At 62.4% G+C, this 15,031-nt stretch carries 15 protein-coding genes; 7 read left to right on the forward strand and 8 right to left on the reverse strand.

The window, feature by feature from the left end; all coding sequences use genetic code 11:
* Genes DKW65_RS16005 through DKW65_RS02400 form a run of 3 tightly spaced genes read left to right on the forward strand, consistent with a single transcriptional unit; the run spans position 1 to position 3,113 of the window.
* The gene (locus tag DKW65_RS16005) at positions 1 to 753 is read left to right on the forward strand and encodes a helix-turn-helix transcriptional regulator (protein WP_211315724.1); all 753 of its coding nucleotides are present in this window, start codon (positions 1 to 3) and stop codon (positions 751 to 753) included.
* Between the two features lies 1 nt (position 754).
* Positions 755 to 2,662, forward strand: coding sequence for a sensor histidine kinase (locus DKW65_RS02395; RefSeq protein WP_162925658.1), 1,908 nt, complete (start codon positions 755 to 757; stop codon positions 2,660 to 2,662).
* The gene (locus DKW65_RS02400) at positions 2,634 to 3,113 is read left to right on the forward strand and encodes a response regulator (RefSeq protein ID WP_211315725.1); all 480 of its coding nucleotides are present in this window, start codon (positions 2,634 to 2,636) and stop codon (positions 3,111 to 3,113) included. Before DKW65_RS02395 ends, DKW65_RS02400 begins: the two co-directional genes overlap by 29 nt.
* A 10-nt stretch (positions 3,114 to 3,123) precedes the next feature.
* On the opposite strand, the gene DKW65_RS02405 is transcribed toward DKW65_RS02400, so the two are convergent.
* The 5 genes from DKW65_RS02405 to DKW65_RS02425 form a co-directional block, all read right to left on the reverse strand.
* Positions 3,124 to 3,582, reverse strand: a complete 459-nt coding sequence (locus DKW65_RS02405) for a hypothetical protein (protein WP_162925659.1) — start codon at positions 3,580 to 3,582, stop codon at positions 3,124 to 3,126.
* A gap of 121 nt (positions 3,583 to 3,703) precedes the next feature.
* On the reverse strand, positions 3,704 to 4,804 hold the full coding sequence (locus tag DKW65_RS02410; protein WP_162925660.1) for an OprO/OprP family phosphate-selective porin: 1,101 nt from the start codon (positions 4,802 to 4,804) through the stop codon (positions 3,704 to 3,706).
* Between the two features lie 142 nt (positions 4,805 to 4,946).
* Positions 4,947 to 5,519, reverse strand: coding sequence for a phosphoribosyl-AMP cyclohydrolase (locus DKW65_RS02415; protein ID WP_111655759.1), 573 nt, complete (start codon positions 5,517 to 5,519; stop codon positions 4,947 to 4,949).
* 130 nt (positions 5,520 to 5,649) lie between these two features.
* Complete coding sequence (locus tag DKW65_RS02420) at positions 5,650 to 5,865, reverse strand: hypothetical protein (RefSeq protein WP_111655760.1); 216 nt, start codon at positions 5,863 to 5,865, stop codon at positions 5,650 to 5,652.
* Between the two features lie 202 nt (positions 5,866 to 6,067).
* Positions 6,068 to 7,195 (reverse strand): oxygenase MpaB family protein, encoded by a 1,128-nt coding sequence (locus DKW65_RS02425; protein WP_111655761.1) that lies wholly within the window; start codon positions 7,193 to 7,195, stop codon positions 6,068 to 6,070.
* 244 nt (positions 7,196 to 7,439) lie between these two features.
* On the opposite strand from DKW65_RS02425, the gene DKW65_RS02430 reads away from it, so the two are divergent.
* From DKW65_RS02430 to DKW65_RS02445, 4 genes are all read left to right on the forward strand, one after another.
* A complete protein-coding gene (locus DKW65_RS02430) occupies positions 7,440 to 8,345 on the forward strand; it encodes a MaoC family dehydratase (RefSeq protein WP_111655762.1) in 906 nt (301 codons plus the stop codon).
* Complete coding sequence (locus DKW65_RS02435) at positions 8,342 to 9,634, forward strand: thiolase family protein (protein ID WP_111655763.1); 1,293 nt, start codon at positions 8,342 to 8,344, stop codon at positions 9,632 to 9,634. The genes DKW65_RS02430 and DKW65_RS02435 overlap by 4 nt, the downstream gene beginning before the upstream one ends.
* Before the next feature lie 126 nt (positions 9,635 to 9,760).
* A complete protein-coding gene (locus DKW65_RS02440) occupies positions 9,761 to 10,786 on the forward strand; it encodes an OmpA family protein (RefSeq protein ID WP_111655764.1) in 1,026 nt (341 codons plus the stop codon).
* Positions 10,783 to 11,451, forward strand: coding sequence for a hypothetical protein (locus tag DKW65_RS02445; RefSeq protein ID WP_111655765.1), 669 nt, complete (start codon positions 10,783 to 10,785; stop codon positions 11,449 to 11,451). Before DKW65_RS02440 ends, DKW65_RS02445 begins: the two co-directional genes overlap by 4 nt.
* A 5-nt stretch (positions 11,452 to 11,456) precedes the next feature.
* Here DKW65_RS02445 and DKW65_RS02450 read toward each other — a convergent pair whose 3' ends face one another.
* The 3 genes from DKW65_RS02450 to DKW65_RS02460 form a co-directional block, all read right to left on the reverse strand.
* Positions 11,457 to 12,932 (reverse strand): protein adenylyltransferase SelO, encoded by a 1,476-nt coding sequence (locus tag DKW65_RS02450; protein WP_111655766.1) that lies wholly within the window; start codon positions 12,930 to 12,932, stop codon positions 11,457 to 11,459.
* 76 nt (positions 12,933 to 13,008) lie between these two features.
* A complete protein-coding gene (locus tag DKW65_RS02455) occupies positions 13,009 to 14,010 on the reverse strand; it encodes a fatty acid desaturase family protein (protein WP_111655767.1) in 1,002 nt (333 codons plus the stop codon).
* Positions 14,011 to 14,015: 5 nt separating this feature from the next.
* Positions 14,016 to 14,930, reverse strand: coding sequence for a crotonase/enoyl-CoA hydratase family protein (locus DKW65_RS02460; RefSeq protein WP_111655768.1), 915 nt, complete (start codon positions 14,928 to 14,930; stop codon positions 14,016 to 14,018).
* Between the last annotated feature and the right edge of the window lie 101 nt (positions 14,931 to 15,031).

The raw sequence follows: 15,031 nt of genomic DNA on the forward strand, positions 1-15,031 counted from the left end.
ATGTCACAGCGTGGAAAGGTGTCATCGTTACGGGCGGGTTACCGGGCGGAGGCCAGCCTGGAGCGTCCGTTCCGCTGTCTGCAAGCCTGTGCTGACCTGCTGCGCAGTAGCGGCCCGCACACCCGTGCCGAGGTCGTCGAGACCCTGCGTCTTCATCTGGGAGTGGCCGAGGTGGTGTGGCTACGGTATCGCGCGGGTGTGCTGGAGGGACTGGCAGCCAGTGGCAGCCTGGTGAGCGCCGGTGTCCGCTACCCGTTGCGTACCGGGTTGCAGCCATTTCTTGCCTGGCCTTGCAAGCCTTTGCTGCGCCTGAAACCCAGTGATAACTGGCTGGTACACACCGCCACCCCCGGTTTCGAATGGCTGGTGCCGCTGGCGCTGGACGGCCAGGTGACCGGGTTGCTGGGCGTGGCTGGCCATGCTGACCAGCGCTCGCCGGGTGAGGCGGATCAACGCATGCTGGAAGTGCTGTCCGCGCTACTGGCCGTGCCGACGGCCGGGTCCGCCGTGGCCGGCCCGGATGCGCTGGCCGCCGAGGATCTTGGCCGCCTGACACCACGCGAGCGTGAAATACTGAGTCTGTTGCCGCGCGGGTTCAGTAACGCGCGGATCGCCGACAGCCTGGGCATTGCGCCGGGTACGGTAAAGACACACGTCGAACGTATTCTCGGCAAGCTGCAACTGGATGATCGCGCCCAGGCGGCCGCCCGCGCGGTGGAGCTGGGATTGGGGCATAGCGGAGCCGGAGGCTGAGATGCGCAGGCAGAGCGGGCGTTTCTGGTCAGGCAATCTGGGACAGCGCAGCCTTGTGCTCACTCTGATGCCGCTGGTGCTGGCGGCCACGACGATGGCCGTGTTGCTTTATACGCTGGCGCAGACGCAGCAGGCTGACGATGAAGTGCAACGTGGTCTGCGTGCGCTGGGTCAGATTCATGCTGTGCATGCAGCGCTGGCGGAAGCCGCCAGTGGCGTGCGCGGCTTCATCATTACCCAGGACGAGACGTTCCTGCGTCCTTACGAACGGGCGCAAGATCAGCTCCGAGAGGCGCTCAGGCGTCTCGAGCGTGATACCCAGGATACGGTTCAGCTTCAGCAACTGGCAGAGATATCCGAGCTGGTTGATGTGAAGCTCTCGAATCTGGCGACCTTGACCGTGCTCTCCCGGGAGCTGAGCGGCGGGCAGATGCTGGCGTATTCACGTGACAACAAGGAGCTGCTTGATCGACTCCGCCGTCGTATCGCCTTGATGGAGGAACGTGAAAACCGGATCATCGCGGATCTTCAGCAACAGCAACGTCGAACGCGCCAGATCGGTCATGCATCCATGCTCGCCGCCGTGCTCGCCACCTTTGTGCTGGCGTCACTGTTATCGCAGCGCTTCGCCGCCCGTCTGATTCGCCGTATCCGGCATCTGCGCGACAACGCACGTCGCATCAGCCAGAGGGAACCCCTGCAGCCCTATACCCACGAGGAGGCTGATGAACTGGCGGAGCTGGACCAGCTGCTGGTGCAGACCGGCCATACCCTGTATGAAAAAATCGCTGAGCTGGAAGCGGCCCGGGAAACGGCGGAAGAGGCCAGCCGTGCCAAGACGCGATTCTTGTCACGTACCAGCCATGAGTTGCGTACACCGTTGAATGCCGTCATCGGCTTCAGTGCACTGCTGAAAAAGCATCTGGAGTTGCCTGCTCAGCGCCGCCAGATCGATGCGATCCAGCACAGTGCCGAGCACCTGTTGCAACTGGTCAATGATCTCCTGGACATGTCGCGCATCGAGGCCGGCCAGCTGACCCTCAAACTGGAGAGCGTCGACGTGCCCGAGCAGATCGCGCGTGCGCTGGACATCGTCCATGGTCGGGCCGCCGCGCGGGATATCCGCCTGTTTCGCGAGGGGTGTGAGGCGCTGCCCGCAGTGGTGGCCGACACCAGCCGTGTTCTCCAGGTTCTGATCAATCTGCTCGACAACGCGGCCAAGTTTTCATCGCCGGGCAGCGCGGTGGTGATTCGCGCTGAAGCGCAGGCAGAATACGTCCGCCTGCATGTGATTGATGAGGGGCCGGGCATTCATCCCGACTTTCATGCCGACCTGTTTCGACCCTTTTCACGCCAGGACAGTCAGATGGAAGGCGTGGGGCTGGGGTTGGCGATCAGCCATGGGCTGATGGAGGCCATGGGCGGCACCCTGACGTTTGCCCCGACGGCCCACGGCGGCAGCTGCTTTACGTTGCAACTGCCGCGCAGCGGGCAGCCACCAGAGAGAACCGCCGCGCCTTCCTTGGCCGTGCCGGACGCGTTGCCGCCGCGGCGGCCTGCGCTAGCCCCATTGCAACTGCTGCTGTGCACACGCGACGATGTGTTTGCCATGCAGATTGATGCCACCGCCCAACGTCTCGGGCTGTCCTGCAGGCGAGTCGAACCCGGTGTTGCGCTGCCTTCTTCGATGATCCGCGAGTCATGGTTGCTGGTGCACGATGCCGAGGAGCCCCCGGCGTGGCCGGACGACATGCCGCCGCCGAGGGTCTGCCTGTGGCGTGATGCGCCGGAATATTTGCCAGTGCTGCCCTGCGAAGTGCGTGTGCTGGCCCACGATGCGCCGCCCAGTGCATGGCGCAACCACCTTCAGGAGTTACTGGATGAGCATCTCGCGCCCGGCAATGCGTGACGCACGCTTGCTGATTGTTGATGACGAACCGGCCAATCTGGCGTTGCTGGAGCAGATATTCACGGAGGAAGGCTTTGAGCAGGTGCTGTCTACCGTGGATGCCACCAGGGTGCCTGGCCTGATTCAGGGGTATCGGCCGGATATCGTGTTGCTGGATTTGCGCATGCCCGAGGTTGATGGTTACAGCCTGCTGACGCTGATCGAAGAGCAGCGTCGCGAGGGCAACTGGATTCCGGTGCTGGTGCTGACGGCGGACGTGACCCGTGACGCGCGCTACAAAGCCCTGTCGTTGGGTGCTTCGGATTTTCTGACCAAACCGTTTGATCCCGTGGAAGTGATTTTACGAGCCTGGAACCTGCTTGAAACACGCTTGCTTTACCGAACCCTGTCCGAGCTGGGCGAAGTGCCCGACCTGGCCGCCGAGCGGCGGCCATGGCGGGCGTTGCGTTGAGGTAGGGCCCTTATCCCTCAACATGCATGAGGGTGCGTGAAACGTCCCGGTTGCTGATGAAGAAGCCGTTATCCACGGGTTTGCGCTGGGTCACTGTCTCAAGGCGACACATCCCCGTGGGGGCTATGCGGTGCCCCGTCCAGCCCAGAAAGCGGCGTTCCGAGACATTGGCGCAAATGATATCGCGGTCCCCGAATGCCATCACAATGGCGCTTTGCCCGGTATCAAAACGCAGGCCCTCCACCGCGACCCGCTCGAAGTGCATGGGCGACTCGTCCCAGGCCGGATCCAGCTGGAAGCTGACCGAGATCCAGGCGCGGCCCAGTTCCGGGTTGATCTGGAACTGCGTGTACGGGTGGTATGCACGAACGTGGCCATGGTCAGCCAGCGTCAGGGTGACGGCCCCGCTGTGTGCCAGGCTTGCTGCGACCAGCAGGGCGCTACCGATCAGGAAGCGTGATGTATTCATGGTGTTCACCTCGATTCAGTGAGAGTTCAGGGTTGCGGGATCATGATGGGGGGGTCAGCCAGGTTGCCGCGTCTGCTGCAGGAGGGAAGAGTGCGTATGCTGATCGGCATATGCGCTGGCCTCAGAAAGCGAGCTGTGCACGTATCGCCAGTTGCCGCGTGCGGTCACCGGTAAAGGTGTTATCGCCCAGGGTGTAGTTCGCCATGAAGCGAACGGCCGGGTTGGCGAAATAGTTGATGCCGAAGGTGATCGACTCGGCCTGCATATCAGTCATGTCACTATTTTCAATATGGTCATAGCGCGCGGTAAGTTGCACGACATTGAAGCCTGTCGGTGAGCGAAACACCGCCCGTTCGGCGTCGTAGGGACGCCTGTGCCGGTTCAGGGTGTAGCCGCCCTGGAGATAGTGCGCGTTGACGCGTTGCGTTGGCCCTGATGCGCTCTGGAACTCGGCGGCAACGTACTCCGCCTGGGCAAAGAAGCCTCCGGCAGCGAGGGCCGCCTCCAACCCCAGGGCATCGACGCGACCACCTTCCAGAGTGGTAGCAATACGCTGGGATGGGCCGCGCCGACCGGCGTACAACGCATTGGCGTTGAAGGCGGGTGTCGTGGCGGTGCCGTTTTCGTGGGAAAAGGATGCCCCCAGATGCACGACCCGCTGCTCGGTCATGACCGGGGTGGCGGTAACGCGGCCGGCGGCGCCTAAGCCATCATTTCGCGTGGCGCCCGCGGCACGGGTATTGAATCCGGATACCCCCAGGGTGTGGCGGCTTCCTGACACCAGATAGCCAACCCCTTGCTGCCACTGTCTGCCTGCGTGAATACCGGTGGCCGAGGCAAAGGGGCGCTCCATCATCAGGATGTGATTGGAGCTGGTGAGTTCCTCCATGCCGCGGTATGGCTTGAATTGGCCAATGGTCAGTTGACCGGGCCCCAGTCGGGTGGCCATGAACAGGCTCCTGAAACCGGAGCCCGCTCTTTCATCCTGGCCCGCAAAATCATTCTCAAGGGTGTATTCCCAGTCATGCAGTTTGCCACGCAGTGTCAGGCGGGCCCGGCGAAATTCTGTGGTGCTGACTGAGTTTTCGATATCGTTGTCAAAAAGATAAGTATCGAAATGGATACGTGCGCTGACACGACCTTCGAACTGGCCATCAGCGGACCGGACTGTCAGGCCCCCTCGTGTCTCGGCGATGTCGGCGGTGGTCTTGCCTGGCAGCATCAGTGCCATGCTCGCAGCAAGAGCAGAACAGGTTCTCCAGCGAAGATTCATGTCAACCTCTCGATGCCGGACCAGGTCATCGCCCGCGGTGTCAGCACCGCGGGCGAAAATGGATCAGCCCTGCGTTACGGTAGAGGTGAGCTCAGGGCTGATACGGCAGCGAAGAGTGATGCAGCACGATGCGCAGCGTCCCCTCGCTGTCGAGCGAGTAACCCCAGGTCTTGTCGACCGTGGTGACATGGCCATGCTTGTCGGTGATCGACACGTTGCCCATGCTCATGGCGGTATTGCCATCGATAAACAGCGCGGCGTTATCCACCTCGACACTGCGCCAGCCTTTCAGGGCGAAGCCGCTGTCGTTCGGAAACTGGTCATCGTGGCCGACGAAATAGGCCAGCGCACCGTCGGCGGTGGTGCGGAAGGTTTGTGGTGCCACCGTCAGTGTCGGTTTGAACAGTACCGGCCCGAGGTTGTAGCCGTAAGCCGCGTCGATAACGCTTCGCGCCGTGGCGCGGGCACGCTCGATACCGCCAGCCTCATAATCCTTGCTGATCTGGACCAGGGCATTGCCCCAGGCCTGCTGAGCAGCCAGGACATCGGCTTCGGAAATACCGGCGTTGCCATGTTGCGGCGAAGCGCAGGCTGCGGTGGTGACGCCGGCAAGCACTGCAACAGCCAGGGGGGTGCGCAGGAAAGACAAGGCAGAAACCGTCATGTGAACCTCCAGTGTGTAGACCCGTTGAATGACGGGGTCATGATGGAGGCTCAGTCCGGCCGCTGCGTCTGCCGCAGGAGGGAAGAGCGTGTATGCCGATCGGCATACACGCCGAATTCAGTACAGCGGATCAGCTGGCGTGCGAATCGCCGTTGTCGTGGCGGCGCAACCCGGCCGCCAGGCGCGAGCGATCAATGGCGCGCGGTGCATTGGCTTGCGCCTGCACGCGGGCCTGAGCTTCAGCCTCGCGCGCTTGCTGCTCACGGCGCTTGCGCAGCAGGACTTCGGCGTCGGCAATGACTTCTTTCAATTGCGGTACGGTGAGATTGTCCAGAACAATGGCCATATTAAAATCTTTTGAAGTGTTCGAATAAAACGGCGTGCCACACGACACAAGGTGATGGCAGAAAGGCGCCGTCCCCGGAAATGAAAAGTAAAAATGAATAAAACGTGAAAGGGCGATGACGTGTTAATCGCCAAGACGCTTTTATACCGCTAAAGCCTTAAAACCGTCAAGGCGCATTTTGTGCAGGCCCATGGCGCGCAAATCACGCAATACACCGAAACGCCCGCTTTTCCACCTCCGTCTCGATATTCGCCGTCAACATCCTGCGCGACAGCCGGAAGTTACAGGCACCAAACAACCTCCCCAGGCCGGGCACCCGATAATGCAGTCGTGTCTGCACGCGGTTATTGAAGGTCAGCAGCTTGATCGCCGCGCGCCAGGCGCGGGAGCGGGGCAGCTGATACTGGCGGGCGCGCTCTTCGCCCAGGCAGGTGGCGCACAGTTCGAACATCATGCCGGCGGGCAGGTACATCGGCGGCCTCCCGGCGGTGCCGGTGATCAGCTCGTGCACGCGTTCCACGGTGATGGGTTTGATCTCGTGTTCGCGTTCCATGATGCGGTCGTAGGCCAGGGCTTCGTCTTCCGGGCTGGTGGTCAGGAATTCATCGGTCACGCCGTTCAGGTAGGCCACGTAACGCCAGAAGTGATGGGTGGCTTCGCGATCTTCGCGGCTCAGGGTGGCGCCGAGGCGGGCCATGCCGCGCACTGCCAGATGGTTGAATTCGATGATGGTGAAGAGCATGTCTTCCTGGTTGATGGGGTGGTCGAACTGCGCGCTATCCCAGCCCTTGTTCAGCAGATGGCGGCGCACCATGGCATGCAGCAGGCGCACTTCCATGATGGTGCGGTGGCCGGGCCCGCCGGGCCGCAGGCCGTTGGGGGCCTGGCTGTTGTGGGTCATCTGACCGGTTTCGTACAGGCGCTTGATGACTTTTTCCGGCTTGAAGCGGCCGGTGGCGGCCAGCACTTCCGAGGCCTTGTTCAGCCCGGCGCCTTCGGCCAGACCGCCGACCAGGAGCACGACGCCGCGGGTCTGGCCAAAGGCCAGTTGCACCCGGCGGGCGCGCTCGATCAGGTCCCAGTCGACCCAGTCCGGCACGGTCCAGGAGTAATCCAGGAACGCTTGAAAGACGCCGCCTTCGCTGTCGGCGCGGGCCATCACCTCGTCCAGCATCTGCGAGGGCAAATGGCGCTTGAGTTGGGCAGCCACCTGGTCTGCCAGTGGGTCGCCGGTCTGGCGCATGCGGTTCATGAAGGCGTCGCTGTAGCGGCCGTTCCGGGTATCGTGGTGGGCGGCGTTGGGGGAGCGGGCGGCAGCGCTGGCAGTCATGGGGGTCTCCTGGTACCGGGGTGCACTGTTCAGGTGTCTGCCTGATCATACGGGCCCGAAAACGAGATGACTAACCAGTCATGGGTCATTTATACAAGTGATTTCTCCCTGTATAGCGCCGGGAAGCGGCCAAACGGATTGACCGGAATGCTCAGGGTGCAACAGGCCTGTACGGTGGGGTCATGGCAGCGGATGCGGGGTCCACTAGAATCCGCTGCATGTTTCCTTTCACGGAAAAAAGACCATGAATGAATCGTCTGCTGCGGTGTCGAGCCGCTTTATTCTGGAAAATCTGCCCGTCGCCTGGGCCATGGCCAGTGGTGGCCTGCGCTCGGTGCTGCCGTTGCCGAAGAAAAGCACGCTGGACACCACGCCGCTGGATCTGACCATGAAGGCGCCGTCTGCAGCACTGCTGGCGGCCTACGACGGCTGGAGTGGCATGGATGCCGCGCGCTTCGGTGACACCCTGGCGCCGCACTTTGCGGCGGCGCGCATGGCCATGGGGACCATCTCGCGTCTGACGGCACGGGCGCCCTATCCGCTGTTGAGCGTCCTGAATCAGGGCGTCAGCCTGCGCATCAATACGCCGCTGTCGCGTACAGGTGTGTTCCAGTTGCACGGTGATTTGCTGGATGCCAGCGATGACGGCTACCGGGCGCGCATTCACAGCCGCATCAGCATCGGGCCGAAGGATGATCCACAAGCGATGATCATCGATGCCTACGCGGCCGTGATGATCAGGTCGCGCCCCGACAAGGGCGGCAAAGAGACGGCGCCCGCAGAGCGGGACTTCACCACCATCGGCCAGTGGCAGGCAGGGGCGAAAGAGGGCGTGACCTTCTTCAAACTGACCGGTGACTTCAATCCGATTCATACCTTGCCAGCCATGGCCAAACGCACCCGCTTCAAGGGCTGCATAATGCATGGCTACGGATGCTTTGCGCAGGTGTTCGAAACCATCCGCAATCAGGGCTACGACATCGCAGAAATTGATGTGCGATTTATCCGGCCGTTGCCGCTGCCCAGCCCGGTGCTGTCAATCCAGATGACGCAGACGAAAGACGACCAGGGTCGCTACGGTATCCGGCTGGTGGATGATGCGGGCCATGTCTATCAGGCCGGTGATGTGCTGTTGAGGAGCGATGTATGAGCGAACAACAACCGGTGATTGTGGCCGGCACCCGCACCCCCTTTCTGGACAGTGCCGGGCTGTATGCCGACATGATGAGCTACGAACTGGGTGCCGAGGCGCTGCGTGGCCTGCTGGCGCGCTCTGGCGTGCCTGCCACGGATATCGAACTGGTGATCATGGGCACGGTGTTGCACGAGGTGGAAACCACCAACGTGGCCCGCGAGGCGATGCTGGCCGCAGGCATGTCCAGCCGCACTCCGGCCTACACGGTGGCCATGGCAGGGATCTCGCCGAACGTGGGGGTGATGAACCTGTGTGATCAGATTCGTCTGGGGCGGCTGAAGCTGGGCATCGCCAGCGGCACGGAAAACTTTTCTGATGTGCCGGTGCGCCTGGGCCAGGGGATTCGCCGCGCCTTGATGAAGCTGCGCCAGCGCAAGGATTTTGGTGACCGCATGAAGGTGCTGGGCGGGTTGCGCCTGCGTGATTTCGGGCTGGATATTCCTGATGGCAGCGATTACACCACCGGCATGACCATGGGTGTGTCATGCGAGCGCATGGTGAAAGGCACCCCCGTTTCCCGGGAAGCTTGCGATGCCTACGCCGCCGAAAGCCATGCCGGTGCGGTGCGTGCCGCAGCGGCGGGCGATCTGGCGACCCAGATCACGCCCGTGACCAACAAAGCCGGTGACACCGCAGAAGCAGATAACACGCCGCGCGCCGATGCCACCGCGGAACGTCTGGGCAAGCTGGCGCCGGTATTTGATCGCGAGAACGGTGTCATTACCCCGGGCAATGCCTCGCGCTTTACCGATGGCGCCGGCGCGTTGCTGCTGGCCAGCCATGAAGAAGCCACACGTCGCGGTTTGAAGCCGCTGGCCATCGTGCGCGATTACCTGCTGGCCGGTGTCGATACCCTGCAGGATGAAATGCTGCTGGGCCCGGCCATGTCGATTCCGCCGCTGCTGGCACGCAACGGTCTGGGTTTTGCTGACGTCGGCGTATGGGAAATCCACGAAGCCTTTGCCGCGCAGATGCTGGTGAACATGGCCTGCATGGCGGATGCCAATTTTGTTCGTGCTCGCCATGGCCACGACATGCCCCACGGCGAGATTCCCCGTGATCGCCTGAATACCTGGGGCGGTTCGCTGTCTCTGGGCAATCCCTTCGCCGCCACCGGCTGCCGACTGCTGCTGACCGCCGCGCAGCGCCTGCAACGGGAGGGGCAACGTTTTGCGGTGGTCTCCACCTGCGCGGGCGGCGGCCTGGGCGCCGCGCTGCTGCTGGAAAATACTGACGCCATGTAATGGACGGCGCACAACAAACGCAGCATAACGGCGCTGCCCATGGCGGACCTGGCGCATGGAAATTTCGCGTGACCGGTGGTAAACAGATAAGGACATCCAAGGGGGTTGCAGGGAGCCAGGACGCTTATGACAAGGGTGATAAACGGAATGGTGCGATGGTGGTGTCCGGTCATCATCACCGCCGTGGCCATCACGTCGACGATTGCCGCCGCTTCGGAGCCAGGGCAGGACAATCCGCTCGTCAGCCGCTTTGCAGGCGCGACCATGCAGGGCTATATGGCGCGTGACTACGACGAGGTGGCCTTGCCCCTCGGGCCGATTCCGATGGATGCCTACCACCTTCGCAGCGGCTGGAATCAGGAGGTCCTGCAGCCGTTGCAGGCGGTGCTTGAGGGGCGCGTCACCTGGCTGACCTATGAAGCGCCGGCAGGCAGAAGCCCGCTGGAAATACAGCGCAACTATCAGGCTGCGCTTGCCGCTGACGGTTTTAACGTGCGCTTTGAATGCGCCGGGCAAACCGGCTGTGGTCGACAGATCGGCGCTTACGTCAGAAACGTCACCTTCCCCGACGATTACTGGCGCAACATGCGCAATGCGCTGCATCCCACCATTCTGGTGCGTGGCGGCACCCGCGCCCTGTTGGCCGAGCGCGATAACGACGCCGGGCGCACCCATGTTTTTCTGTATATCCAGGACCAGCAGGCTGCACCAGTCATTCATAAAGTCGTGGTGGAAGGGCAGGCCATGCAGACCGGGCAGGTGCAGACGGGCGCCCGCAGTGCCGATGAGCTCAGTGCCTCACTGACCGCTGACGGGTATGCCGTTGTTGACGGCATCTTCTTCGATCATGACAGCGCCGCGCTGCGGCCTGAGTCTATGGAGGCACTGACGCAGATGGCACGGCTGCTGGAAACACAACCGGATATCCGGGTGCTGGTCGTCGGGCACACCGATAATCAGGGCAGCTTCGACTACAATGCCGATCTGTCTCTGCGGCGTGCCTCAGCGGTGCGCCAGTCACTGGTCGGTGATTTCGGTATTGCGGCCGACCGCATGACGCCCAAAGGTGCCAGCTTTATGGCACCCCGTGCCAGCAATGCGAGTGAGGCCGGGCGCGAACAGAACCGCCGTGTAGAGCTGGTGCTGCAATGACCCGCGCTGTGGCGGGGTTGCTGCCGGGACTGGTGCTGGCGCTCTGCGGCTGTGGCCTCGTCAGCGGTGCCGATGAACAGGTGGGTGTTACGTCGCCGCGCGATCCCGATCCGATCGAGTACCAGTTTCTGTATCTCGCCCGCCATCTGGATTCTGCCAAACCATGCTATCTCATCCACCCGCAGAGCCTGATCCGGTCGGCCTTCAACACGCCGGGCACCAGAGTGAGCTATGTGCGCAGCGGCTGCTTCCGGGATGTCGCTTTCCACACCGGCGATGCAGCGCTGTGCCGGCAGGTGCGTTCGGTGAGCACGCTGTTTCTGTCAGGGCACCGCCTGGATGCGGCGGCATGCCGGGAAAATGCCACCGGGAACGGGCGTGTGGCGAACAGTCTGGACGTATCGGCCATCGTCGCGCTGGCAGGGTTCAGTGATGAGGAGGTGGACCGTTTTCTGGTGGCGAAAAACCGTTTTGCTTCCATGGCCGAGGCCGCTGAAGCGCGCCATCGGGAGGCGGCGCGCCATGCCTACGAGGTGAGGGATGTGCTGCTGCATTCCCGGGAATTTTTCGCGCGCATCGACAGCTTGCCCGGATTCGCTGCTGATGCAGACAGGGCTGAGATGGCGAAGATTGCCTGGCAGCCCCGTTTTACGGCATCGCCCTAGAGACCTCAGGTGCCACAGAAGGTCTGGCAGACTCGCTCCTCTGGCGCGGGTGGCACCTTGAAGGTGGCTTTGTCCGGACTGTCCTCATAGGGCGTTGCCAGCACCGCCAGCAACTGTCTGGCCAATGTCAGATCGCCTTCGCTGCTGGCGGCGTCCAGTGCTTTTTCCACCTGATGATTGCGTGGAATGATCGCCGGATTGCTGTTGCGCATCAGGCACAGGGATGATTTCAGTGGCTTGTTGTTGCGCCCGAGTCGTGCCTGCCAGCGGTCGTACCAGTTGCGGAAGTCGGCGCTGTCGCAGGGGCCGCTCTCCGGGCGCGTCTCACTGCTCAGCGCGCGAAAGGTGTTGGTGTAATCTGCTGCCTGGGATTGCATCCATTTCAGCAGATCGGTGGCCAGCGTCTGGTCCACCGAGTCCTCGCCAAACAGACCCAGTTTGCAGCGCATCATCGCCAGCCATTTTTTTCCGTAGCGCTCAGGGAACGACTGAATCAGTTCGGTTGCCGGCCCCACCGCCTGTTCCGGATCGTCGGCGATCAGTGGCAACAGCGTTTCGGCAAAACGCGCCAGATTCCACTGGGTGATGGCGGGCTGGTTGGCGTAGGCGTAGCGGCCCTGATGGTCGATGGAGCTGAACACGGTTTCCGGGTGGTAGCTGTCCATGAAGGCGCAGGGGCCATAGTCGATGGTCTCGCCAGACAGGGTCACGTTGTCGGTGTTGAGCACGCCATGAATAAAACCGACGCGCATCCACGCCACCACCAGATCAATGTGCCGGTCCATCACGGCTTCCATCAGCGCCAGCGGCTGCTTTTGCCGTTCGATCTCGGTCAGTTCCGGGTAGTGTCGTGCGATCACGAAGTCCACCAGGGCTTGCAGCAAGGCATGGTCCTGGCGGCTGGCCGCAAACTGGAAAGTGCCTACACGTACATGCGAACTGGCAACACGCGCCAGAATGGCACCTGGCAACACTTCCTCTCGATACACGGGCTCACCGGTGGTGACCACGGCCAGACTGCGAGTGGTCGGGATGCCCAGTGCATGCATGGCTTCGCTGATCAGGTACTCACGCAACATGGGGCCGAGCGCCGCGCGGCCGTCACCGCCACGGGAATAGGCAGTGCGTCCGGCCCCCTTGAGCTGGATATCGTAAAGGCGGCCGTCTGGCGCTCGCTGCTCACCCAGCAAGATGGCACGACCATCGCCGAGCATGTTGGGGTGGCCGAACTGATGCCCGGCGTAGGCTTGTGCCAGTGGCGTGCTGTGTTCGGGCAGAACATTGCCGGCCAGTAGCGCAGCGCCCTCTGCGCTGTCCAGGGTCCTGGCATCAAGCCCCAGGAAGGCCGCCAGCGCGTGATTGAACAAGGCGATCCCCGGTGTTGTGACCGATGTCGGGGCGCAGTATGAGAACAGCGCCGCCGGCAAAAGGCTGTAGTGCTGCTCCAGTGTGAAACCGAAGCGGTCGGCCGTGGTCGTCATGATCTGTCTCCAGGCAGGGCAGCAATGTCGCGTGTCGGTGCAGAATAGCAGACACGGCCCTGTGCTTGCCCGCCAGTCAGCCTGCGGATGCAGGCGTTCTGGACGACACGATACGCAACACCTCCAGATATCCCGGTGGTGCGGGCACCGCACCACGCTCGCGTAGCAAACGATGCATCAGCGGCAAACGGAAGTAGGGCACCGAGGCCATCACATGGTGCTCGATATGATAATTGACGTTAAGCGGTGCGACGGTGGCGCGGGCCAGCAGGCCGGCGCGGGTGGTGCGGGTGTTCAGGAACATGTCCGTGCTGCGCTGGGTGCAGGCATGTTCCGCCATGGAACGGATGCGCACAAACACCGAGAAAGTGGTCATGTAGGCCACGACCCAGACCAGGAACAGCCAGGCATGGCCTGCGGCCCAGAGGGCGGCCAGCAGCAGGCCGTTGACGATGAGCGTCGGGGTCGCATTACGCAGCAGCAACATGAATCGGCGCGGCAGGGTCATACCGTCGTCGGGCAACCGGACCACCTCATTGGCCACGGTCCATTTGATATAACCCGCGTCCATCAGGAAGCGGCCGATAAAGAACTTGATGCCCGTGAGGCCGCTGATATCGCGCAGCAGCTTGCGGGCCAGCGACGCGCGGGTGGTGGGGAAGGGCGCTACCAGCGACAGGTCGGGGTCATCCTGCTGCCCGGTACGGGTGTGGTGGATGACATGGTGGGCGCGGTACTTGTGCAGATCGTTCCAGATCGGCCGTGCGCAGAGCCAGTCGGCCAGCACGTTGTTCAGCCCTTTGCTTTTGAACAGGGTGCCGTGGGAGGCGTCGTGCATCAGAATGGCAAGGCTCAGTTGCCGGCCACCGATCACGCACAGCGCCAGCAGCAGCACGGGCAGAAAAATCAGCAATGATTGCTGGCTGGCCCAGGCCAGTGCCACGAAGGAAAGCCCGATCACCAGCCAGGTCCATCCGACGGCGGCGAACCCGCGAAGGTCGGAGCGTTCGGTCAGCATGCGAATCTCCTCGCGGCTGAAAATGTCGGTGACTTTGCGTCGGTTTGCTTGTGTGTTCATCGCGGTTAACCCTTGAAGGATGACAGACCGTAATCGCCGAACGGTTCATCCCGCTCACGCACGGCTTGCTTGAAACCTGCCTCGGCGGCGCGTTGCTGGAAGGCATAACCCTCAGGCGTGTGGCGAGTGATGCCGTCGAACACGGTGCCCAGTATCTGGGTGGTGTGCAGCCCCTGTTGCATGACGGATTGATTCAGCAGCAGCTTCATCATCATCAACTGGTTGATGGGCATACGGGCAATGCGCGTCAGCAATGTCTCGAAGCGTTCATCGAGCGCGTCGGCCGGGGCTGATTCGATCGCCAGTCCCCATTCCTGCGCCTCCTTGCCGGACAGGCAATCGCCGGTGAACAGCAGCCGCTTGGCCTTCTCCAGGCCCAGCCGATGAAACCACAACGACGTGGTGGGCGAGCCCCAGACCCGGGCCGGGGGGTAGCCGATCTTGGCGTCGTCGGCAATCACCAGCAGATCCGAACACAAGGCCATGTCGGTGCCGCCCGCAACGCAGAAGCCATGCACCTTGCACACCACCGGCTTGTCCGAGTGAAACAGGCTCATGAAGCCACGCATGTTGCGGCTCATCATGGCGTAGTCGGTCATCGGGTCCCAGGTGCGGTCTGGACGGTGATTCTCGCGCTGCACCAGCGGGTCCAGCGGTGAACCGGGCGGCCAGTCGCCGCCCGGATTGTCCATGGTCATGTCCTGGGCGCTGTCCACCAGATCGTACCCGCCACAGAAGCCGGAGCCGTTGCCCGCCAGGGCGATCACGTGCACCGCCGGGTCCAGATTGGCCTGCTCGACACAGGCCGCCATCTCGCGTGGCATATCCATCGTGATGCCATTGCCGCGTGCCGGGCGGTTCAGGGTGATGCGGGCGATGCGGCCTGTGACCTCGTAGGTCATCGTCTTCAGTGTCTTCATGGTTGCCACTCAGGTGCCGTGTGATCCGTCATTTCTATTGATTGTTACATGTTTTGTCAATGATAGGTTTTATGGGTAACATCTGGGTCGATTTCAGACGC

The sequence above is a fragment of the Isoalcanivorax indicus genome, from assembly GCF_003259185.1.
Classification (GTDB): Bacteria; Pseudomonadota; Gammaproteobacteria; order Pseudomonadales; family Alcanivoracaceae; genus Isoalcanivorax; species Isoalcanivorax indicus.

Coding starts and splice junctions, on each gene's coding strand:
- DKW65_RS16005 (WP_211315724.1), top strand. CDS start 1: ATGTCACAGCGTGGAAAGGTGTCATCGTTACGGGCGGGTTACCGGGCG.
- DKW65_RS02395 (WP_162925658.1), top strand. CDS start 755: ATGCGCAGGCAGAGCGGGCGTTTCTGGTCAGGCAATCTGGGACAGCGC.
- DKW65_RS02400 (WP_211315725.1), top strand. CDS start 2,634: ATGAGCATCTCGCGCCCGGCAATGCGTGACGCACGCTTGCTGATTGTT.
- DKW65_RS02405 (WP_162925659.1), bottom strand. CDS start 3,582: ATGAATACATCACGCTTCCTGATCGGTAGCGCCCTGCTGGTCGCAGCA.
- DKW65_RS02410 (WP_162925660.1), bottom strand. CDS start 4,804: ATGCTGCCAGGCAAGACCACCGCCGACATCGCCGAGACACGAGGGGGC.
- DKW65_RS02415 (WP_111655759.1), bottom strand. CDS start 5,519: ATGACGGTTTCTGCCTTGTCTTTCCTGCGCACCCCCCTGGCTGTTGCA.
- DKW65_RS02420 (WP_111655760.1), bottom strand. CDS start 5,865: ATGGCCATTGTTCTGGACAATCTCACCGTACCGCAATTGAAAGAAGTC.
- DKW65_RS02425 (WP_111655761.1), bottom strand. CDS start 7,195: ATGACTGCCAGCGCTGCCGCCCGCTCCCCCAACGCCGCCCACCACGAT.
- DKW65_RS02430 (WP_111655762.1), top strand. CDS start 7,440: ATGAATGAATCGTCTGCTGCGGTGTCGAGCCGCTTTATTCTGGAAAAT.
- DKW65_RS02435 (WP_111655763.1), top strand. CDS start 8,342: ATGAGCGAACAACAACCGGTGATTGTGGCCGGCACCCGCACCCCCTTT.
- DKW65_RS02440 (WP_111655764.1), top strand. CDS start 9,761: ATGACAAGGGTGATAAACGGAATGGTGCGATGGTGGTGTCCGGTCATC.
- DKW65_RS02445 (WP_111655765.1), top strand. CDS start 10,783: ATGACCCGCGCTGTGGCGGGGTTGCTGCCGGGACTGGTGCTGGCGCTC.
- DKW65_RS02450 (WP_111655766.1), bottom strand. CDS start 12,932: ATGACGACCACGGCCGACCGCTTCGGTTTCACACTGGAGCAGCACTAC.
- DKW65_RS02455 (WP_111655767.1), bottom strand. CDS start 14,010: ATGAACACACAAGCAAACCGACGCAAAGTCACCGACATTTTCAGCCGC.
- DKW65_RS02460 (WP_111655768.1), bottom strand. CDS start 14,930: ATGAAGACACTGAAGACGATGACCTACGAGGTCACAGGCCGCATCGCC.